Source organism: Serratia sp. EC4, assembly GCF_059652115.1.
On record NZ_JBNIDE010000009.1, the window covers coordinates 1 to 20,708 of the forward strand.

Genomic DNA, 20,708 nt, shown 5'->3' on the forward strand with positions numbered 1-20,708 from the left:
CTGAAGTAAGCGACCTGGCGCAAGCCGATAAAAAAGCCGGTCATCATGACCGGCTTTTTTTATTCCATCACCCGATGAATCTGCAAATACTGCAGCAGCATGATGGTCTTGCCGTCTTTAATCCGGCCGTCGGCGATCATCGCCACCGCGTCGCTGAACGGCAGTTCAATCACCTCAATATCTTCATCTTCAATGCCGCCGCCGGCCGCGCGCCGCTCATCGTCATGGTATTCGGCGATAAAGAAGTGCACGATCTCGGTCACGCCGCCCGGCGACATGTAGGCTTCGAAGATTTTCTTGACCTCGGCCACCTGAAAACCGGTCTCTTCCACCGCTTCGCGGCGCGCGCACTGCTCCGGCGAATCGGCGTCCAGCAGGCCGGCGCAGGCCTCGAGCAGCATGCCGCTTTCGTTGCCGTTGACGTAGGTCGGCATGCGGAACTGGTTGGTCAGCACCACCGTGCCCTTGGCGCGGTTGTACAGCAAAATGGTGGCGCCGTTGCCGCGATCGTAAACCTCGCGCACCTGTTGCACCGAACCGCCGTTTTTGCGTTTCAGATCGAACGTATACTTGTTCAGCACATACCAGTTGTCCGACAACAGCTCTTTCTTCACATTCTCAATTTTCGACGACATGACCCTTTTTCCTTGAGTTGCAACGTGAAAATCATACCGCGATTACGCTGCGCCGCAGCAGACGATTTGCAACAAAAATCACAACGCCTCTCCGGGCAAACCAGGATTAAAAAGACATCGTGGGCAGACGCATAATCTGACAGACGAATCGCATCCGCAAAGGCAAATCCTCAGTGGAAACCGGGCGGCGGCTGAACATCGGCGGGCATTTCGCTATTCATTTGATTACACGACGACAATTGTTCCCGTTTTGTTGACAACTTGATACAAATCGCGGTGCAATTTAGTTGCAAAAGTTATAGTTTTGCTTTCGAATGAAACTGGCGCAGCCCTCACCTGAGAGAAAAGGATTCCGTGATTGCTTGTTAAACGTTCCGTGACCGGCAGCCTGGCCAGGGCGCTGTTCGGCATCGTGATACTGTCGGTGCTCGCCACCGGGTTGGCGTTGACGACCGTCGCCGGCAGCCAGAGCGATGCCGAGGCGATCAACATCGCCGGTTCGCTGCGCATGCAAAGCTACCGCCTGGCCTTTGATCTCGATCGACAGAGCCCGGAGCTGGAGCTGCACCTGCAGCAGTATCGGCAATCTTTGCAGGCGCCGGCGCTGCAAAAGCTGGCGCGCTTTTACGTCCCGGCCGAGGTGCGCAACCACTATCTGGCGCTGCAACGAACATGGCAAACGATGGAGCGGCAGATCCGCGACGGGCAAGCCGCCGCCTACCGGGCGGAGGTCGCCGGCTACGTCAACCGCGTCGATCATTTTGTTTCCGCTCTGCAGCGTTATTCCGAGTTGAAACTCACCCTGGTGGCCGCCGTCAGCGTACTGGGCTACGCCGCCATCATCGGCCTGGTGCTGTTCTGCATCCGCTTTATGCGCCGCCAGGTGGTCACGCCGCTGCAGCACCTGGTCGACGCCAGCCAGCGCGTGCAACAGCGCGACTTTCGCCACCCGCAGCTGGACGTGGCGCTGCCGAACGAGCTCGGCGTGCTGTCGCAAACCTTCAGCGCCATGTCGGACGAGCTGGCCCGGCTCTATCAGTCGCTGGAGCTGAAAGTGCAGGAAAAAACCCAGCGCCTGCAGCAGGCCAACGAAACGCTGGAGGTGCTGTATCGCTGTTCACAGGCGCTGAGCGTGCGCCAGATCGATCAGCAGGCATTCGAGAATGTGCTGTGCATCGTGCGCCAAAGCGAACGACTGCGCTGCATCCGGTTGAACGTGGCGGACGATCATGGCCAGTGGCAATTGAACGAAGGAGAGCCGGCGCCGACGCAAACCTGGAGCGCGCTGCCGATCACCCAAGGCGATAAACTGTTGGGTGAATTGCGATGGCAGCCCGAAGCGCAGCCGCCGCATCCTCACCTGATGCAGAGCCTGGCCAACATGCTGGGGCGCGGCGTCTACTTCAACCGGGCGCAAAAGCAGCACCAATATCTGCTGTTGATGGAAGAGCGTGGGACCATCGCCCGCGAGCTGCACGATTCGCTGGCGCAGACGCTGTCGTTCCTGCGCATCCAGCTGACGCTGCTCCGGCGCGCCGCCGACGATCCGGCGGCACAGACGATTATCGACGATTTCGATCGCACGCTGGCCGATGCCTATCGCCAGCTGAGAGAATTGCTGGCCACCTTCCGCCTCAACATTCAGGAGGCGGATCTGAATGCCGCGCTGGAGCAACTGTTGCAGCCATTAAAGGCGCTAACCCCCGCGCGGATTCAGTTACACTGTCGGCTGCCCTCGCAGGCGCTCAACGCCCAACAGCAGGTGCACGCGCTGCAGATCGTGCGCGAGGCAGTGCTCAATGCCGTCAAGCACGCCGGAGCGAACGAGATCGCGGTGTGTTGCGAGGTCAATGCCGCAGGCGACAACGTATTCAGCATTACCGACGACGGTTGCGGCATCGCCAGTCTGGAAGAACCGGAAGGGCATTACGGCTTGACCATCATGAGCGAACGCGCGGCGCGACTGGGAGGAACGCTGCGCATCCGGCGCAGAAGCGGCGGCGGCACGGCGGTCTGCCTGACATTCTCGCCCTGACCTTGCGGCTGTTCACTCTGCGTTACGGTTGCCGCCGGGCAGAAGGCCGCCCGGAGAGGTTTGCGGTGCAGAATGCCGCTATTTTTGAAGAGACAGTCCCACTGTGAAGCACGCCTCCGGGCGCGTTTGAGTGGCTTTACTTGCTACAGGGAGCATTTTTCATGGTGATGAAGCAATACCGAGTCATGATCGTTGACGATCATCCGTTGATGCGGCGCGGCATCAAACAACTGCTGGGACTGGATGCGCGATTTGGCGTGGTGGCGGAGGCCGGCAACGGCAGCGAGGCGGTTGCGCTGGCGCTGCAGCACGCGCCGGACGTGATCTTGTTGGATCTGAACATGAAGGGCATGTCCGGGCTGGATACGCTGCGGGCTCTGCGCGACGAAGGCGTGGACGCGCGCATCATCGTGCTGACGGTCTCCGACGCGCGCAGCGATCTGTATGCGCTGATCGACGCCGGCGCCGACGGCTATCTGCTGAAAGACAGTGAACCGGAGCAGCTGCTGGAACACATCAGCGCCGCCGCCGAGGGGCAAAACGTGATCAGCGACGCCATGGCCGACTATTTGCTGGCGCGCAGCGAGCAGCGCGATCCCTTCACCGCCTTGACCGAACGCGAACTGGACGTCTTGCAAGAGGTGGCGCGCGGCCTGTCCAACAAACAGGTGGCGGCGCAGTTGCATATCTCTGAAGAAACCGTGAAGGTGCACATCCGCAACATACTGCGCAAACTGGACGTGCGTTCTCGCGTGGCGGCGACGGTGATGTACCTGGAGTACAAAAGCCACTGATCGCCCCGCCCCGGCCAATACGCCGGGGCCGCCTACTCGATGGCGCCGAGCAGCGCCTGATGATGCTGATGCACCCAGCTCTTGTTGAACGGCCCCCAGCTTTCCAACTGATAAAAACCGTCGTTGTTGCGCACGCCCTGCTGCACGAACTGCAGCTCGACGCCCATGCCGGGCAGCGCCTTCAGCACATCCTGCAACGTGCGGCGCGGCCAACCGGTCAGCGCCATCAACCGCGGCACATTGGGCCGTTCACTGTGGCTGATCAGCCAGCATAAATAAAGCCGACGGGCAAATACCGGGTTAATTCCCATGCCAAGCTCCTGCTGTAAGGTGAATCAAGTTTTTACTTTCGGTTGCCTGCGGCGAAGAGATGCGCAAGGCCTTTGATAGTAATAAAAATGTCTTAATAGCGTCCAATTATCGGCGTCGGTGCATCCGCGCCGTTTTCCGCTACCGTTATTTACACTATCTCCTTTTTTTCTCCACGCTTTCCTCGACTATCCCGAGTAAAGTGCAATAGCGCCGGAATCCTTCCCTGCCGCTGAAATGCATATTTCCGATGCGTTTTAAAGATAGAACAAGTCATAACGAGGTTCGCGCTGCATGGCCAATTTTTTTATTGATCGCCCGATTTTCGCCTGGGTGCTGGCAATTATTCTTTGCCTGACCGGGGCATTGGCGATTTTTTCTTTACCGGTAGAACAATACCCGAATTTGGCGCCGCCGAACGTGCGCATCAGCGCAACTTACCCAGGCGCTTCGGCGCAAACGCTGGAAAACACCGTCACCCAAATCATTGAGCAAAATATGACCGGCCTCGACAACATGATGTATATGTCGTCGCAGAGCACCAATACCGGCCAGGCGACCGTCACGCTGACGTTCGAAGCCGGCACCGATCCCAACGAGGCGATGCAGCAGGTGCAAAACCAGCTGCAGGCGGCGATCAAACGTTTGCCGCAGGCGGTGCAGAATCAGGGGGTCACGGTCTCGAAATCCGGCGACACCACGCTGATGATGGTGGCGTTCGTCTCCACCGACAACAGCATGGACAAGCAGGACATCGCCGATTACATCGTCTCCAACCTGCAGGATCCACTCAGCCGCATCAACGGCGTCGGCAGCATGGACGTGTATGGCTCGCAATACGCCATGCGCATCTGGCTCGATCCCAACAAGCTCAACAGCTACCAGCTCACGACCCAGGACGTGGTCAAGGCCATTCAATCCCAGAACGCCCAGGTGGCGGTCGGCCAGTTGGGCGGCACGCCATCGGTCGATAAACAGGCGTTGAACGCCACCATCAACGCCCAGTCGCAGCTCCAGACGCCGGAACAGTTCCGCCAGATCACCCTGCGGGTCAATCAGGACGGCTCGCTGGTGACGCTGGGCAACGTCGCCACCGTCGAACTGGGCGGCGAGAACTACAACTACCTCAGCCGCTACAACGGCATGCAGGCCGCGGGCATGAACATCAAGCTGGCCTCCGGCGCCAACGAACTGCAAACCGACCAGTTGGTGAAGGACAAGATCGCCGAGCTGTCGCAATACTTCCCGCACGGGCTGGAGGCCAAAGTGGCCTATGAAACCACCCCGTTCGTCAAAGCCTCGATCAAGGACGTGGTGAAAACGCTGCTGGAAGCCATCCTGCTGGTGTTCCTGGTGATGTATCTGTTCCTGCAGAACTTCCGCGCCACGCTGATCCCCACCATCGCCGTGCCGGTGGTGCTGATGGGCACCTTCGCCATCCTTTCCGCCTGCGGCTTCAGCATCAACACCCTCACCATGTTCGCCATGGTGCTGGCGATCGGCCTGCTGGTGGACGACGCCATCGTGGTGGTGGAGAACGTCGAGCGCGTGATGAGCGAGGAAGGCCTGCCGCCGCGTGAAGCCACGCGCAAATCCATGGGGCAGATCCAGAGCGCGCTGGTCGGCATCGCCCTGGTGCTGTCGGCGGTGTTCGTGCCGATGGCGTTCTTCGGCGGCACCACCGGCGCCATCTATCGCCAGTTCTCCATCACCATCGTCTCCGCCATGGTGCTGTCGGTGCTGGTGGCGATGATCCTGACCCCGGCCCTGTGCGCCACGCTGCTCAAACCGATCGCCAAAGGGCACCATCACGGCAAGCGCGGCTTCTTCGGCTGGTTCAACCGCATGTTCAACCGCAACGCCGAACGCTATGAGCGCGGCGTGGGGCGCATTCTGCACGCCAGCGGCCGCTACATGGTGATTTATCTGCTGTTGCTCGGCGGCATGGCGCTGCTGTTCATCAAGCTGCCGACCTCGTTCCTGCCGCAGGAAGACCGCGGCATCTTCACCGTGCAGGTGCAACTGCCGGCGGGCTCGACCCTGCAGCAAACCTCCAAAGTGGTGGAAAAGGTCGAGCGGTACTTCCTCACCGAAGAGAAACAGGACGTATTGTCGGTGTTCGCCATCATCGGCTCCGGGCCCGGCGGCAACGGCCAAAACGTGGCGCGCCTGTTCGTGCGGCTGAAAGACTGGGACCTGCGCACCTCGGGCGCCAACAGCTCGTTCGACATCATCGATCGCGCCACGCTGGCATTCAACAAGATTAACGAAGCCCGGGTGATCGCCAGCAGCCCGCCGGCGATCACCGGTCTCGGCAACTCCTCCGGCTTCGACATGGAGTTGGAAGACCACGCCGGGCTCGGCCACGCCAAACTGATGGCGGCGCGCGATCAATTGCTGCAGCTGGCCGGGCAAAATCCGCTGCTGTCGCGCGTGCGCCACAATGGCCTGGACGACAGCCCGCAGCTGCAAATCGATATCGATCAGCGCAAGGCTCAGGCGCTGGGCGTATCGATCGACGACATCAACAATACCCTCTCCACCGCCTGGGGCTCGACCTACGTCAACGACTTCGTCGACCGCGGGCGGGTGAAAAAAGTCTACGTGCAGGCCGCGGCGCCGTTCCGCATGCTGCCGGATGACATCAATAAATGGTATGTGCGCAACAGCGCGGGCGGCATGGTGCCGTTCTCGGCCTTCGCCACCTCGCACTGGGAATACGGCTCGCCGCGGCTGGAGCGCTATAACGGCAGCTCGGCGCTGGAGATCGTCGGCGAGGCGGCCAACGGCGTCAGCACCGGCACCGCCATGGCGGAAATGGAAAAACTGGTCAGCCAACTGCCGACCGGTTTCGGGCTGGAATGGACGGCGATGTCCTATCAGGAACGGCTGTCCGGCTCGCAGGCGCCGGCGCTGTACGCCATTTCGCTGCTGGTGGTGTTCCTGTGCCTGGCGGCGCTGTACGAGAGCTGGTCGATACCGTTCTCGGTGATGCTGGTGGTGCCGCTGGGGGTGATCGGCGCGGTCGCCGCCACCTGGCTGCGCGGTCTGGAGAACGACGTCTATTTCCAGGTTGGCCTGTTGACCATCATTGGACTGTCGGCGAAAAACGCCATTCTGATCGTCGAGTTCGCCAATGAGCTGAACCATAAAGGACAAGATCTGATGTCGGCGACGCTCGACGCGTCCCGCATGCGCCTGCGGCCGATCCTGATGACCTCGCTAGCGTTCATCTTCGGCGTGCTGCCGATGGCCACCAGCAGCGGCGCCGGTTCCGGCAGCCAGCATGCGGTCGGCACCGGGGTGATGGGCGGCATGATCTCCGCCACCCTGCTGGCGATTTTCTTCGTGCCGCTGTTCTTCGTGCTGGTACGGCGCCGCTTCCCGGGTAAAGCGCATCCGGCAGGCAGTACGCCGGCCAGCGGGGACTGATCCGCGGAATATAAAAAAAGCAGCGTCGGGTTACCGATGCTGCTTTATTTCGAACGAAAATCTCGTTCCCAAGGTGTTTCTTCAGTGACGTTCCAATGACTCAACCTTGCCATCTGCTTCAACGCTGTGTCAGTTGCCCAACATCTCATCAATGAAGTCTTTCCAGTTTCCTAATTCACGATCAACCATAATACTTTACAACCTCAATTATTTGACGAAGCGGATTCTACGCCTGTTTTTTGACCATGTGAAGGGAAACGGGAACGATGCCGGGCCCGGAAACCGGGCTTAGCGCACATTTTCGTATTTATCTGATCAATGTTTAGTGCCGCTATTCCCTTGTGATATCAATTTCTCCGCGGTAGCGTGTAAAAGGTATAAAAATACGCCAATGGAGCGTCGATCATGCCCAGCTCTTTGTCTCTCTCGCAGTTGAAAACGCAGGGCCGCTATCAGGAGGCGACCGCGCTGGCGCTCAGGCAACTGACGGCAGAGCCGGAAGCGGCGATGTTGCACTTTCAGCTGGCCTGCCTGTATGACGTACAGGGCCTGGAGCAACAGGCCATTCCCTGCTACCTCGCGGCGTTGGCTCGCGATTTGCCGCCCGCCCAGCGCCGCGAGGCCTGGCTGGGTCTCGGCAGCACCTACCGCGCCCTGGGAGAATATTCGGCGTCGCTACGGGCTTTCGACGACGGCCTGGCCGAGTTCCCGCAGGCCAACGAGCTGATGCTGTTTCGCGCCATGGCGCTGTACAACCTGGGTGAAAATAAACGGGCCGTGACCGATCTGTTGCTGCTGCTGGCGGACACCTCGTCAGACCCCGACATCCGCAGTTATCAACGCGCCATTCGGCACTATGCCGCCGATCTCAGTCTTATCGGTTAGAGGAAAACGATGGAAATTATCACCGATCCGAGCCGCCGCGCCATCGACTGGCAGCGGCTGTGTGAATTGCTGGAGGCCGCCGGGCTGGGCAAGCGCGATCCGCACACCGTGCGGCGCGTTTACCAACACAGCCAGTTTTGCTATTGGGGGTTTATCGGCGACGAATTGATCGCCACTGCACATGCCATCAGCGATCTGACATCGGTCGCCTACCTGGCGGACGTGGCGATCGATCCGCGCTTTCAGGGCCAAGGGCTGGGGCGCAGGTTGATGGATCGGGTGATGCAAGATCTGGCGCCGCTCGGCAAGATTTTCATCTATTCGGTGCCGGAAAAGCTGGCCTTCTATAAAAAGTACGGCTTTCACGATTTGACCACCGGCATGGTGTATGCGGACGGCGCTGCGCTGCTGCGCCTGCAACAAGGAGGCTACGTGCGTTAAACGCGCATCACAAGGTTTTGCTCATAAAGATACGGCGGGTTCCCGGCGGCAAGCAAGGCACTTCACCCATACGCTGCCAGCCATGCCGTTGATAAAAATCCGGCGCCTGAAAGCTGATGGTGTACAACACGGCGGAAAGGCAACCGCGCCGGCGGCCTTCCTGCTCGAAACGGCGCAACAGTTCGCTGCCCAACCCCTCGCCGCGCAGCGCTTCCGGCAGATAAAAGAGCTCGAGAAACAGCAGCCCTAACGATGAGCGTCCGGTAATCCCTCCCAGAACTTCCCCACTGTCGGGATCTCTTACCACCACCGCCAGCGGCAGACGATCGCCGTAGCCGATATGTTGATCATTAAAACGATCCAATCCCTCCGCGATACAGGACGTTATTTCCTGCGTTACCCGCTCGGAAATTTCGATATGACATTTTTTCACGTCGGCTCTCCGTATCAATCCTCCACGTTCACACTCTGATTACAGCTTAAAACATCGCATTTTCTTTGTTTAGAATTATCTTTCTCTCAATTTCAACGTTAATATTTTCATGACTTCAGCGCCGACTTTAGTGACGTTCAAAATAAGGCCACTCATCGTGACAAAACCAAGAAAAATCTTAATTATTAATCCGTTAAGCTAAGACAGCCACCACTTAATGATCGTCAAAACCGATCGTTTATCCTATTTTGATAGCCTTAATCTATGTTAATTCCTTTTAATTACCGCGGTATTAATAGAAGATGTCTATTCTATTAACCTTACCTTGCTTAAAAATTCGGTTGAAAAAAAGATTTACTCTTTATAAATCATGCTAGTATATAACCTTCCCTTCAAAGCTGGCGCCCAGATAACGCTCATTCGTTTGCGACGCAAGAAAAGTTCAACATGAAATTATTTAGATTATTTCTTTTTTTATGTTTTAAGATAGCCATCCTCACCGGGAAATAAAAAGTAAAGGATTATAATAAAATGGAAATTGATATTTTCAGCGAGTGCGCCTATACCACCGTCGGCATCCGACAACTCATTAACCAAACCTGGGCGGAAAAACGCGCGCCGGCCGGCTTTAGCCGCAAAAGGGTCTGCTTTATCGATGTCACTATCGCCAACTTTGAAGCGCGTTACCGCGATGAATATGCCAACCCCAATACCTACAAAATAATCATTATCACCGACTGCCTGCATGAGATGGTGATTGTCGACAATAAGACCATTATATTATCAAACCTTATATCATTGAGCCGCTTCAGCCACCTGATCGGCGACTTATATAAGCGTTACAGTCACTATACCGAGCCGCCGCAACTCTCTCAGCGCGAATCGCATTTTCTCTCGGAGTGGTCGACGGGAAAATCGCTGGCCGATATCAGCAATGCCATGAATATCAGAAATAAAACCGCCAATCATTACAAATCACGAATCATGAAAAAACTCGGCGCCAGCAGGATAAAACCGCTGTTGCATATTACCCGCGTGCGTTGCTTGACCGAGCGTTTAAACATAAGAATCAATAAAGAGTAGTTCTCCCTCCCCGCTCCGCATTGGCGGCAGAACGCGTTCGCCGGCGTCTTTTAAGCGCACCGCCGGCGAAGGTCGCCGTTTCATCAGTTTGCCAACCCCTCACCCTGGCGCCCAATCGTGTCTCGCACGCATCGTTGTCTGGATCTCGCCGCCGCTTTACTGGCATTATCTCTGCTATCGCCGGGCGGCGAGAAGGCCTAAGACCGCGCCCGCCGCTCAGTATCGACTCGACGAGACAGGTAGCTTTACGCCATGGCAAACAAACCGCAACAAACAACGCTGACGATGTACGGCATCAAAAACTGCGACACCATCAAAAAAGCCCGCCGCTGGCTGGAAGATCGGGGCGTGGCCTATCATTTTCACGACTACCGCGCCGACGGCCTGACCGAACAGCAACTGCGCGGTTTCGTCGCGCAACTGGGTTGGGAGCCGCTGCTCAATACCCGCGGCACCACCTGGCGCAAGCTGGATGAAGCGCAGCGCAACGCCTGTGATAATGCCGACGCCGCCATCGCGCTGATGCTGGCGCAGCCGGCGATCATTAAACGTCCGCTGCTGGACGACGGCAACGGCCACGCCCTGCTCGGTTTTAACGCCGACGCTTACCAACAATTTATCGCCGAGGTTGCCGTATGACTTGCCCGGTTATCGAACTGGCCCAGCAGTTGATCAAGCGCCCTTCCCTCAGCCCGAATGACGAAGGCTGCCAGCAGCTGATGATCGACCGTTTGCAGGCGATCGGCTTCACCGTCGAAGCAATGGACTTCGAAGACACCCAAAACTTCTGGGCCTGGCGCGGCGAAGGGCAAACCCTGGCGTTCGCCGGGCACACCGACGTGGTGCCGACCGGCGATGAAACACGCTGGGAAAACCCGCCTTTTGAACCGGCGATCCGCGACGGCATGCTGTATGGCCGTGGCGCGGCGGACATGAAAGGCTCATTGGCCGCGATGGTGGTGGCCGCGGAACGCTTTGTCGCCGCCAACCCGAATCACCGGGGCCGCCTGGCATTTCTGATCACTTCAGATGAAGAAGCCAGCGCCACTCACGGCACGGTTAAAGTGGTCGAAGCGCTGATGGCGCGCAACGAGCGGCTGGATTACTGCCTGGTCGGCGAGCCGTCCAGCACCGAACGCGTCGGCGACGTGGTGAAAAACGGCCGTCGCGGCTCCATCACCGCCAACCTGCATATCCACGGCGTACAGGGGCACGTCGCCTATCCGCATTTGGCGGACAACCCAGTGCACCGCGCCATGCCGGCGCTGAATGAACTGGTGGCGATCGAATGGGATCGCGGCAACGAGTTCTTCCCGCCGACCAGCATGCAGATCGCCAACGTGCAGGCCGGCACCGGCAGCAACAACGTGATCCCGGGCGATCTCTACGTGCAGTTCAACTTCCGGTTCAGCACCGAACTGACCGATGCGATGATCAAGCAGCGCGTGGAAGAGCTGCTGGAACGCCATCAGTTGAATTACAGCATCGAATGGCGGCTGTCCGGTCAACCGTTCCTCACCTCGCGCGGCGCGCTGGTGGATGCGGTGGTCAACGCCGTCGAGCACTATTCTGAATTGACGCCGCAGCTGCTGACCACCGGCGGCACCTCCGACGGCCGCTTCATCGCGCAGATGGGCGCGCAGGTGGTGGAACTGGGGCCGGTCAACGCCACCATCCACAAGGTCAACGAATGTGTCAACGCCGCGGATCTGCAGTTGCTGAGCCGCATGTATCAACGCATCATGGAGCAATTGGTCGCATGATCAACGCAGAGATGCTCACCGGCCGCTCAACCGAACACCTGGCGCCGCTGAGCGGCAACCACCGCCTGCAGCCGCAGGCGGTCAACGCCTTCCTGGCGATGCAGCAGGCGGCGCGTGAGGCGGGATTCGATCTCCAGCCCGCCAGTACCTTCCGCGATTTCGACCGTCAGTTGGCGATTTGGAATGGCAAATTCTGCGGCCAGCGGCCAGTATTAGATAAGGACAGCCAACCGATCGACGTCGCGCCGCTGTCCGCCGCCGAGCGCTGTGAGGCGATCCTGCGCTGGTCAGCCTTGCCTGGCGCCAGCCGCCATCACTGGGGCAGCGATTTGGACGTGTACGATCCGTCGCTGTTGCCGGAAGGGCAAAAGCTGCAGCTGGAGCCGTGGGAATATGAAGAAGGCGGGTACTTTGCGCCACTCAACCAGTGGCTGACGGCGCATATGGCCGAGTTCGGTTTCTATCGCCCCTTTACCGAAGACAGCGGCGGCGTGGCGGTGGAGCCGTGGCATCTGAGCTACCGACCGCTGGCGCAAGAGGCCGAACATTTGCTGACCCCGGCGCTGTTGCTGGCGGCCTGGCAAGACAAGGAGGTCGCCGGTGCCGAATGGCTCGAACGCCATCTGCCCTCGATTTTTTCGCGTTTTATACGCAGTGAAGGAAAGGAGTAGCTATGCAATGGTTAGCTGATTACTGGTGGATTATCCTGCTGGTTCTGGTGGGGATGGTCGTCAGCGGCATCAAGGAACTGCGCCGCGTCGACGTGAAAAGCTATCTGGCCAACAAGCCGGAGATACCGCCGCACCGCGACAACAACGCCCAGTGGGATGACGAAGACGACTGGCCGAAAAAGAAATGACATCAGGGCGCTCATCGGCGCCCTGAGTTTTCAGCGAAAGGCGATCAGCTCGCCGCGCTTGCCGGACAAGGCTTCGTCCCAGTAGCGCTGCGGCACGTAATAATGCAGCCTTTCCAGCGCGGCGTTCATCATGCCCTGGTTGATTGCGTGCCCGACGTTTTCCTCCACGTCCAGCGTGAAATCGGCGCCGTTGGCCCGCAACGCCTCCGCCGCCGCGTGAGCGTGTTGCACCGCGATCACCGTATCCTCTTCACCGTGGATCAAATGCACCACGCTGTCGCCGAAAGCCTGCTCAGGCAACTGGGCGAAACGCCCGCTGAACGCGACCACGCGCCCGGCCAGTCGGGTTTCCGCTTTTAACGCTTCCAGCGCCATGATCGCCCCCTGCGAGAACCCCACCAGCGCCGTGCCGGCATAGCCTACGCCGCTCAACTGCTGCCAATGGCGCACCACCGCCACAAACTGCGGCATCACGTCTGCGATGCGGGCCGCACGGTTCTCTTCGGTCACGTCCTGCACTGAAAACCACTGGCGCCCGGCGCCGTTGCCAAACGCTTCGGGGCCACCGATGCTCACCACCTGGGCCTGAGGAAACTCTTTGGCGAAGTAACTGCCGATCTCCCCCATCGCCACCGGGTTGTCGCCGACACCGTGAAACAGCAAGATCAGCTGCGCCGCCGGGGTCGCCGGGCTTTGGACAACGAAATGCTCATGTTTCATCGATGACTCCTTAGTTGTAACCAGACTTGGTGCGGCGACAGTCGCCGCCGCACCGCTGACAGTGACTATACGCCGTTGAGAAATCGGGAAAATCGGGTTTTATTGAGCGAGTTATTCAATTTATTGCAACGACTGCGCCCAGTCGCGCCAGTAGCGGCAGTGCTGCGCATTCAGCTGTTCCAGCGCCTGCGCCGTTTCGTGCCGCCAGTAGCGCAGCAAGGCTTTCTGGCCGCTTACGCCCGCCTGCTCCACGCAGGCCGCCGGGGATTGCCGCCGCTGCAGATGGCCGCGCAGCGCGGACAGCGGCAGACTGCTGGCCAACAGCAAACGCTGCAATGCCCCCAGGCTGGCCTCCAGCGGCCGATGGGCGAAAGCGAACCCGGCCAGCTCGCGCCAGTCCTCTTCGCCGAGCGACGTATCGCCGTCGTCGCCCGGGATCGCCAGCGTAAGCTCGATACGCTGCCGCAGCCAGGGCCAGTCACGCGCCAGGTGCTTGTGCGCCGCATGCCGTAGCGCCTCCCCTTGCTCGCTCAGGGGCAAGATAGCCATCGCGGTATAGCAGCCGCTGCTGGCCTCCGGCTTGCTGCCGATGCGCACCAGCTCGAAACCGCAGGATTGCCAAAAGCGCCACAGCGGCTCGGTATAGCCGAAGCTGACCGACAGGAAGTCCAGACCCTGAGCCTGGCAGCGTTGCCGCTCGACCAGCTGACGCGCGATACCCTGCCGCCGCAACGCAGGCAGCGTCGCGATGCGGGTAATGCGCCGTGACCGCAGCGTCGGCGCCCACCACTGGCCGCCATGCGCCGCCAGCGACTGCGCCACCAGGTTGCCGCGCGGCCGGCGGCGGCCGGCCCACACGTCGTGCGCCAACTCGGCGCTCAAGCCGCCTTCGTCCACCAGCCACACGGCGCCCACCACCTCCTGTTCGGCCTGCGCCAGCCCGAAATGCATACCGGGCGCATCCATCAACCTGCGCAAATCCAGCGGCGAGGTGCGGTAATGCGCGCTGCTCAGCAGAGCATAGAAACGCGCCAGCCGCTGCGGATCGGCGCACAGTTCACGCTGCTCCGCCTGGCTGTAATCGATCGCCTGGCCGTCCGCCGGCCACGCGGGCAGCTCGTTGAACAACAGCGCATTGTCCGTTATCCGTTCCAGCGCATCCCCCTGCGCCCAGCGCATCGGCTGTTGCAGGCTCAACGCCTGATAGGACGGCAGCCCGGCGCAAAACTTCAGCAGAAAACCGCGGCCGGTGCCTTCATAGCCCTGCACCGTGGTGGTCAACAGCACGCGAGGAAAATAACCGATCAACTGCTGCAACAGCGGCGCGGGGATCGCCGCCGCTTCATCCACCAGCAGCCAGCCCACCTCACTGACGTCGCCTTCCCGGCACTGCGCCAACAAGGCATCGGGCGCCCAAAACTGCGCGCGCCCCTGCGCCCATTCCCCGGCCACCTCAGTAGCGGCGCGGCTCGGCCCGGTGATCCAGCAGGTCAGCGGCGACTGCGCCACCAGCATGCCGGCCAGCGTCGATTTGCCGCGGCCACGGGCGGCGGTCAGCACCCACACGCCGGACTCGGCCTGCAGCAGCGCCGTCAAGATCGCCTGTTGTTCCTCGGTCGGGCGGCCATCCGGCGGCTGCCACCCCTCACGCGCCGGCAGCGCGGCCAGCGTCAGGGGCTCATCTTGCCGCCAGATCGTCACTTCGCTGTCATCGGCCAGATGCTGCTGCAGATGATGGATGAAATGCGGCGTGGTGATCGGCTGCGGACAATCGCTCCAGCGCAGGCTGTCGCCATCCGGCAACTGAGGCCATTGCCGCCAGGGCGGCGTCAACAGCAGCAACCAACTGCCGGCGCGCAATGCGCCGCACAGCGCCGCCAACGCCTCCACGTCCAGCGACTGACCGGCGTCGAACACTGCGTGCAGCCGCTCCTGCCCCAGCAATTGGCGCACCGCGCGGCTCGGCAAAGCCGTCAGGCCGGGCGGCGGGTTTTCCCCCACCCACGGCCAGTCGCCCGGCAGCGTCGCCGCCAGCCGCTGCGCCTGTTCGCGGCACCAGTCAGGTTCACCGCTGAGCACCAGCAGGCGCCGGATGCCCTGCCGCCGCATGAGTTGTTGCGCTGCCTGTAACATAAGGCTGTATCTCAATCCGAAAAAAATGCCGGAGTCAGGCTCCGGCACTTGAGGCGTTAACGGGATGCAAAGGTGTTGCAGGTATTGGGATCGCCGCTGTCGAAGCCTTGTTTAAACCAGGTGTAGCGCTGCTGCGAGGTGCCGTGAGTGAAGCTGTCCGGCACAACGCGGCCCTGGCTCTGCTGCTGCAACCGATCGTCGCCAATCGCCTGCGCGGCGTTCAGCGCCGCCTGCAGGTCGCCCTCTTCCAGCATCTGCTGCTTCTCGGCGTATTTACCCCACACGCCGGCGAAGCAGTCCGCCTGCAGCTCCATTTTCACCGACAGGCGGTTCACTTCCGCCTGGCTGGCGCCTTGCTGCATCTGGCGCACCTTCGGCTCGATGCCCAACAGGTTCTGCACGTGGTGGCCGACTTCGTGCGCCACCACGTAGGCCTGAGCGAAATCACCGCCGGCGCCCAGCTTGGTCTTCATGTCCTGATAGAAAGACAGATCGATATACACCGTTCTGTCGCCCGGGCAGTAGAACGGCCCCATCGCCGACTGACCGGTGCCGCAGCTGGTGCGCGTCACGCCGCGATACATCACCAGCTTCGGCGGTTGATAGGTTTTGCCCATGCGCTGGAAAATCTCTTTCCAGTTGTCCTCGGTCGAAGCCAGCACCACCGAGGTGAATTTGGCCAGCTCATCGTCTTTCGGACTGATGCTGGCGCTCTGTTGTTGACCCTGCGGCGCGACGTTACCGCCGTTCAACAGCGGCGACAGATCGATGCCGTAATAACCGGCCACCAGCACCACCACCAGAATGACGATGCCGCCCTTGCCGCCCACCGGCACGCGGAAACCGCCGCCACCGCCGCCCAAACCTGAAGACTGCCCGCGACGATCCTCAACATTGTCACTTTCCCGACGCCCTTGCCAACGCATAAATACACTCCAGATATTTCCCCTGCTCGTTGAAGTTGCGCCGCGATCGTAAGCGCAAAGGCAGCTTCAAGCCTGAGTGGGATAGGTTTTAGTCATCTCGCATCCATCATTATAAATGGTCTGCCGCGGAGGAAATGTAGAAATTTTCTGGAAAAACGCAGAATAGCGGGACGATCCGGCCGGATCGCCCCGAATGGCGGTGCCGACGCTTAGTCGAGTTTCACGCCGATGCGGCGCGCCACTTCTTCGTAGGCTTCGATCAGGCCGCCCAGGCTTTGACGGAAACGGTCTTTGTCCATCTTGTCCAGGGTGTTTTTGTCCCACAGGCGGCTGCCGTCCGGCGAGAACTCATCGCCCAGCACCACTTCGCCGTTGAACAGACCGAACTCCAGTTTGAAGTCGACCAGGATCAGGCCGGCGTCATCGAACAGCTTGGTCAAGACCTCGTTGGCGCGGTAGCTCAGCTCGCGCATGCGCGCCAGATGTTCCTTGCTCACCCAGCCGAAGGTTTCGCAGTAGGATTCGTTCACCATCGGATCGTGCATGGCATCGTTTTTCAGGAACAGATCGAACAGCGGCGGGTTCAGCACCAGGCCTTCTTCGATGCCCAGACGCTTCACCAGCGAACCGGCGGCGCGGTTGCGGATCACGCACTCCACCGGCACCATGTCCAGCTTCTTCACCAGCACTTCGTTGTCGGACAGCAGACGCTCCATCTGGGTCGGGATGCCGGCTTCTTCCAGTTTGCTCATGATGAAATGGTTAAACTTGTTGTTCACCATGCCTTTGCGATCGAACTGCTCAATGCGCTGACCATCCAGTGCTGACGTATCGTTGCGGAACTCCAACACCAACAGATCGGGATTCTCGGTGGTGTAAACGGTTTTTGCCTTTCCGCGATACAGCTCAGCTAGCTTTTGCATCTTACTTACTCCAGTGATGTATCCCCGTTGTCTCCCGAGCGCGGCCCGAAATTAGGGGGTATAGAATTGACCTAATGAATTCTTTGGCGTGCCGGACACTATTGTGCCAAACCTGCGACGCAAACGATACCGTATAGACAAAACAAAAAGGGGCCGAAGCCCCTTTTTGATTAGTTAACGCTGGTTTTGCTGAAGGCTGACTGGAATGCCGCCACCAGTGCGTCGTTTTTCGACTGGGTGAGCGGTTTGCCTTTCGGATCGATGAATTGCAGGCTGGTGCGGTTGTTGAGATCGCCGACCTGCAGTTTGTAATCGCCTTCCGTCAGTTCAGGATCCTTGACGCCCAACGCATCCCAATCGCTGCTGCTCAGGGACTTGTAGGTCACGGCGACGGTGCCCTGCGGACGGCTGCGGTCACCCACTTTCATCCCCAGTTTTTCGAGCGCCGGCGGCAGGCGATCCCACACTACGGTGTACGGGCCGCGCACCACCAGCATCGGCAGGCCGGTGTCATCGGCGCCGCTCTGCACGTCCAGCGCGCCGAAGCGGCTGGCCGTCTGGCTGCTCGCCAGGTTATCCTGCTTGTCCAGGCCTTCGATCAGGGTGTTGATCATCATGCCGTTGTAGCGCTGGATCTCAGACTGATCGGTCACCTGCTCGGTCTTGCCCTGCTGCTGCAGGCCAACGCTTTTCACCACCAGCGCCTGCTGGTAGCCCTGCTGCTGCACGCTGATCTGATAACGGCCTTCGTACTGGTTGTCTTCGTCCAGACGGTTCCACTTCACCCAGTCGGTGGTCAGGGTCTGACCGGCGTCCTGGCGGGAAGCGATCGCGATGTTCTTCGCCTGCAGCAGGCTGACCACGCGCGACCACAGGTTCTGGTTCTGCGGGCTGTTTTCCAGCAGCAGCGTGCCGCTGTCGCCGGCGTATTGCGCACGCGAACCGCTCAGCAGCGCCAACGGCTGCACCGGCGGACGAATGTCCAGCTGCTTGCCGACGTTGCCTTGCACCGTTGTGGCCGGCACGTCATAGTTGCCGCTCTGCACCGGCAGGATCATGCCGGACGGCGCGTTCAGCGCCTTGAGCGGAGCCGCGTCGAGGTAGGCCTCGTCGCCGCTGACCTGGCGCTTGTAGCGCTGATCGCTGCTGCAGGCTGCCAGCATCATCACCAATGAGATGCCCACTACTTTTGCTACCGTCGACTTTTGCAATGAATAAGCCATCAAATTTCCCTTAGAGTTACAGCAAACCGACGCTTTTCAGCGCGCGCTCCACCACCGGGCGGGCGGCTTCGCTCAACGGCGTCATCGGCAGACGCAGCGTATCGGTTGCCATCAATCCCAACGCCTTACAGGCCCACTTCACCGGAATTGGGTTTGCTTCTACAAATAGATCCTGATGCAACGGCATCAAGCGCTGATTTAAGCGGCGCGCTTCGGCAAATTTGCCCTGCGCCGCCAGCGCGCAAAGTTCCGCCATCTCGCGCGCGGCCACGTTGGCCGTCACGGAAATCACCCCTTTGCCGCCCAGTTGCATGAAGTCCAGCCCACTGGCGTCGTCGCCGCTCAGCAAAATGAAATCTTCATCGTCAACCAGCACTTGGATCTGACTAACGCGACTTAAGTTCCCCGTCGCTTCTTTTACAGCAACAATATTCTTGATTTTCGCCAGCCGAGCGATGGTCGGCGGCAGCATGTCGCAGCCGGTGCGCGAAGGCACGTTATACAGGATCTGCGGCAGTTCGGTGCTCTCGGCGATCGCCTTGAAGTGCTGATACAGCCCTTCCTGCGTCGGCTTATTGTAGTACGGCGTCACCGTCAGGCAGCCCACCACGCCGGTGTTGGCGAAGCGGGTGGTGAGCGCGATGGCTTCGGCGGTGGCGTTGGCGCCGGTGCCGGCGATCACCGGAATGCGGCCGTCGGCCAACTCCAGCGTCTGCAGCACCACGTCAACGTGCTCGTCATGGGCAAGCGTTGCGGACTCGCCGGTGGTCCCTACGGAAACGATCGCCGCGGTGCCACTGGCTACATGATAATCGATCAATTTTTTCAGGCTCGCGCGATCGACAGCACCTTTGTCGTCCATCGGCGTAACCAGTGCAACAATACTTCCCGTAAACATTGGCCGTCCCCTCCACAAACAAGTCACTCATGGTACTTTTGCTGCCTATCCAAAAGCAAGCGCACAACCGCGTTGTAAGCGCTTGGCAGGCGGTTTTTTTTATGTTTACCATGGTAACCCCATTGAGCACGACAGGAAGCGCTATTTTGCCTCAGTCAGACGAACACTATCTCGTGATTACCGCGCTCGGCGCCGACCGCCCCGGAATCGTCAATACCATCACCCGCCACGTCAGCAGTTGCGGATGCAATATCGAAGATAGCCGTCTGGCCATGCTGGGAGAGGAGTTCACGTTCATCATGCTGCTGTCCGGCAGCTGGAACGCCATCACCCTGATCGAATCCACCCTGCCGCAAAAAGGCGCGGAGCTGGATCTGCTGATCGTGATGAAGCGCACAAACTCGCACGAAAGGCCGCCGATGCCGGCCACGGTGTGGGTGCAGGTGGAAGTGAAGGACTCGCCGCACATCATCGAACGCTTTACCGATTTGTTCGACTCCAGCCAGATGAATATCGCCGAACTGGTCTCGCGCACGCAGCCGGCGGACGGCGACCTGCCGCCGCAGCTGTATATCCAAATCACCGCCCACAGCTCCGGCGATCGGGACGCCTCAAATATTGAGCAAGCCTTCCATCGCCTATGTACAGAATTGAACGCGCAAGGCAGTATTAGCGTGGTGAACTATCCACAGCATGACGAGAAAGATGGAGAGTAGTGATGAGCCCATTGAAAGCCGGTGACACAGCGCCGAAATTTAGTTTGCCTGACCAGGACGGTGAGGAAATTAATTTGGCCGACTTCCAGGGACAGCGAGTATTGGTCTATTTTTATCCGAAGGCGATGACGCCGGGCTGCACCGTGCAAGCCTGCGGCCTGCGGGACAACATGGACGAATTGAAAAAGGTCGGCGTCGAAGTGCTGGGCATCAGCACCGACAAACCGGAAAAACTGTCGCGCTTCGCCGAAAAGGAGCTGCTCAACTTCACGCTGTTGTCTGATGAAGATCATCAGGTGTCACAACAGTTTGGCGTGTGGGGCGAGAAAACCTTCATGGGCAAGACCTACGACGGTATTCACCGCATCAGTTTCCTGATCGATGCCAATGGCAAGATTGAAAAAGTGTTTGATGATTTCAAAACCACCAATCACCACGACATCGTTCTGAACTACCTGCAGCAGTAATTCTCACGAAGCGCAGCGGCCTGCTGCGCTTCG

22 protein-coding genes are annotated in these 20,708 nt (G+C 59.6%); 12 read left to right on the plus strand and 10 right to left on the minus strand.

Going from position 1 to position 20,708, the window contains the following annotated elements; all coding sequences use genetic code 11:
* Positions 1-59: 59 nt before the first annotated feature.
* Complete coding sequence (gene nudK, locus ACP39K_RS20085; protein ID WP_497008790.1) at positions 60-635, minus strand: GDP-mannose pyrophosphatase NudK; 576 nt, start codon at positions 633-635, stop codon at positions 60-62.
* A gap of 358 nt (positions 636-993) precedes the next feature.
* Between nudK and narQ the strand changes: the two genes are divergently transcribed.
* Both narQ and ACP39K_RS20095 read left to right on the plus strand, forming a co-directional pair.
* Positions 994-2,670: a nitrate/nitrite two-component system sensor histidine kinase NarQ gene (gene narQ, locus ACP39K_RS20090; protein ID WP_243810504.1), complete on the plus strand. Its 1,677-nt coding sequence runs from the start codon at positions 994-996 to the stop codon at positions 2,668-2,670.
* 161 nt (positions 2,671-2,831) lie between these two features.
* Positions 2,832-3,464: a response regulator gene (locus tag ACP39K_RS20095; protein ID WP_004941753.1), complete on the plus strand. Its 633-nt coding sequence runs from the start codon at positions 2,832-2,834 to the stop codon at positions 3,462-3,464.
* Positions 3,465-3,496: 32 nt separating this feature from the next.
* Here ACP39K_RS20095 and ACP39K_RS20100 read toward each other — a convergent pair whose 3' ends face one another.
* On the minus strand, positions 3,497-3,775 hold the full coding sequence (locus ACP39K_RS20100) for a winged helix-turn-helix domain-containing protein (RefSeq protein ID WP_016926751.1): 279 nt from the start codon (positions 3,773-3,775) through the stop codon (positions 3,497-3,499).
* Positions 3,776-4,067: 292 nt separating this feature from the next.
* Between ACP39K_RS20100 and acrD the strand changes: the two genes are divergently transcribed.
* Entirely contained in the window at positions 4,068-7,205 is a 3,138-nt protein-coding gene (gene acrD, locus ACP39K_RS20105) for a multidrug efflux RND transporter permease AcrD (protein ID WP_033639681.1), read from the plus strand.
* A 129-nt stretch (positions 7,206-7,334) separates the two neighbouring features.
* Here the strand turns inward: acrD and ypfM are convergent, their stop codons facing one another.
* On the minus strand, positions 7,335-7,394 hold the full coding sequence (gene ypfM / locus ACP39K_RS20110; RefSeq protein ID WP_100396732.1) for a protein YpfM: 60 nt from the start codon (positions 7,392-7,394) through the stop codon (positions 7,335-7,337).
* A gap of 216 nt (positions 7,395-7,610) precedes the next feature.
* Between ypfM and ACP39K_RS20115 the strand changes: the two genes are divergently transcribed.
* Positions 7,611-8,090, plus strand: coding sequence for a tetratricopeptide repeat protein (locus ACP39K_RS20115; RefSeq protein WP_033639680.1), 480 nt, complete (start codon positions 7,611-7,613; stop codon positions 8,088-8,090).
* Between the two features lie 9 nt (positions 8,091-8,099).
* The gene (locus tag ACP39K_RS20120) at positions 8,100-8,531 is read left to right on the plus strand and encodes a GNAT family N-acetyltransferase (RefSeq protein ID WP_244757744.1); all 432 of its coding nucleotides are present in this window, start codon (positions 8,100-8,102) and stop codon (positions 8,529-8,531) included.
* A 7-nt stretch (positions 8,532-8,538) separates the two neighbouring features.
* Here ACP39K_RS20120 and ACP39K_RS20125 read toward each other — a convergent pair whose 3' ends face one another.
* Positions 8,539-8,964, minus strand: a complete 426-nt coding sequence (locus tag ACP39K_RS20125) for a GNAT family N-acetyltransferase (RefSeq protein WP_491037632.1) — start codon at positions 8,962-8,964, stop codon at positions 8,539-8,541.
* 531 nt (positions 8,965-9,495) lie between these two features.
* Here ACP39K_RS20125 and ACP39K_RS20130 point away from each other — a divergent pair.
* From ACP39K_RS20130 to ACP39K_RS20150, 5 genes are all read left to right on the plus strand, one after another.
* A complete protein-coding gene (locus ACP39K_RS20130; RefSeq protein ID WP_033639677.1) occupies positions 9,496-10,047 on the plus strand; it encodes a LuxR C-terminal-related transcriptional regulator in 552 nt (183 codons plus the stop codon).
* A gap of 252 nt (positions 10,048-10,299) precedes the next feature.
* The gene (locus ACP39K_RS20135; RefSeq protein WP_033634178.1) at positions 10,300-10,686 is read left to right on the plus strand and encodes an ArsC family reductase; all 387 of its coding nucleotides are present in this window, start codon (positions 10,300-10,302) and stop codon (positions 10,684-10,686) included.
* A complete protein-coding gene (gene dapE / locus ACP39K_RS20140; protein WP_016926745.1) occupies positions 10,683-11,810 on the plus strand; it encodes a succinyl-diaminopimelate desuccinylase in 1,128 nt (375 codons plus the stop codon). The genes ACP39K_RS20135 and dapE overlap by 4 nt, the downstream gene beginning before the upstream one ends.
* Entirely contained in the window at positions 11,807-12,481 is a 675-nt protein-coding gene (locus ACP39K_RS20145) for a M15 family metallopeptidase (protein ID WP_048796511.1), read from the plus strand. The genes dapE and ACP39K_RS20145 overlap by 4 nt, the downstream gene beginning before the upstream one ends.
* Positions 12,482-12,483: 2 nt before the next feature.
* The gene (locus ACP39K_RS20150) at positions 12,484-12,669 is read left to right on the plus strand and encodes a YpfN family protein (protein ID WP_004941720.1); all 186 of its coding nucleotides are present in this window, start codon (positions 12,484-12,486) and stop codon (positions 12,667-12,669) included.
* Positions 12,670-12,699: 30 nt separating this feature from the next.
* On the opposite strand, the gene ypfH is transcribed toward ACP39K_RS20150, so the two are convergent.
* The 6 genes from ypfH to dapA all read right to left on the minus strand — a co-directional run bounded on the left by ypfH (position 12,700) and on the right by dapA (position 19,492).
* Complete coding sequence (gene ypfH / locus ACP39K_RS20155; RefSeq protein WP_147827693.1) at positions 12,700-13,389, minus strand: esterase; 690 nt, start codon at positions 13,387-13,389, stop codon at positions 12,700-12,702.
* A 120-nt stretch (positions 13,390-13,509) separates the two neighbouring features.
* Positions 13,510-15,522 carry a tRNA(Met) cytidine acetyltransferase TmcA gene (locus ACP39K_RS20160; RefSeq protein ID WP_497008791.1) on the minus strand — a complete coding sequence of 671 codons (2,013 nt, stop codon included), beginning with the start codon at positions 15,520-15,522 and terminating at the stop codon, positions 13,510-13,512.
* A 56-nt stretch (positions 15,523-15,578) separates the two neighbouring features.
* Positions 15,579-16,448 (minus strand): KPN_02809 family neutral zinc metallopeptidase, encoded by an 870-nt coding sequence (gene ypfJ, locus ACP39K_RS20165; RefSeq protein ID WP_048325299.1) that lies wholly within the window; start codon positions 16,446-16,448, stop codon positions 15,579-15,581.
* A gap of 209 nt (positions 16,449-16,657) precedes the next feature.
* Positions 16,658-17,371: a phosphoribosylaminoimidazolesuccinocarboxamide synthase gene (gene purC / locus ACP39K_RS20170; RefSeq protein WP_033644003.1), complete on the minus strand. Its 714-nt coding sequence runs from the start codon at positions 17,369-17,371 to the stop codon at positions 16,658-16,660.
* Between the two features lie 170 nt (positions 17,372-17,541).
* Positions 17,542-18,594 (minus strand): outer membrane protein assembly factor BamC, encoded by a 1,053-nt coding sequence (gene bamC, locus ACP39K_RS20175; RefSeq protein WP_015378707.1) that lies wholly within the window; start codon positions 18,592-18,594, stop codon positions 17,542-17,544.
* Between the two features lie 16 nt (positions 18,595-18,610).
* Positions 18,611-19,492 carry a 4-hydroxy-tetrahydrodipicolinate synthase gene (gene dapA, locus ACP39K_RS20180; protein ID WP_004941701.1) on the minus strand — a complete coding sequence of 294 codons (882 nt, stop codon included), beginning with the start codon at positions 19,490-19,492 and terminating at the stop codon, positions 18,611-18,613.
* Between the two features lie 110 nt (positions 19,493-19,602).
* Between dapA and ACP39K_RS20185 the strand changes: the two genes are divergently transcribed.
* Together ACP39K_RS20185 and bcp are read left to right on the plus strand one after the other, a co-directional pair.
* Positions 19,603-20,208 (plus strand): glycine cleavage system transcriptional repressor, encoded by a 606-nt coding sequence (locus tag ACP39K_RS20185; protein WP_369783268.1) that lies wholly within the window; start codon positions 19,603-19,605, stop codon positions 20,206-20,208.
* A gap of 2 nt (positions 20,209-20,210) precedes the next feature.
* Positions 20,211-20,675 (plus strand): thioredoxin-dependent thiol peroxidase, encoded by a 465-nt coding sequence (gene bcp, locus ACP39K_RS20190; RefSeq protein ID WP_015378709.1) that lies wholly within the window; start codon positions 20,211-20,213, stop codon positions 20,673-20,675.
* Positions 20,676-20,708: the final 33 nt, after the last annotated feature.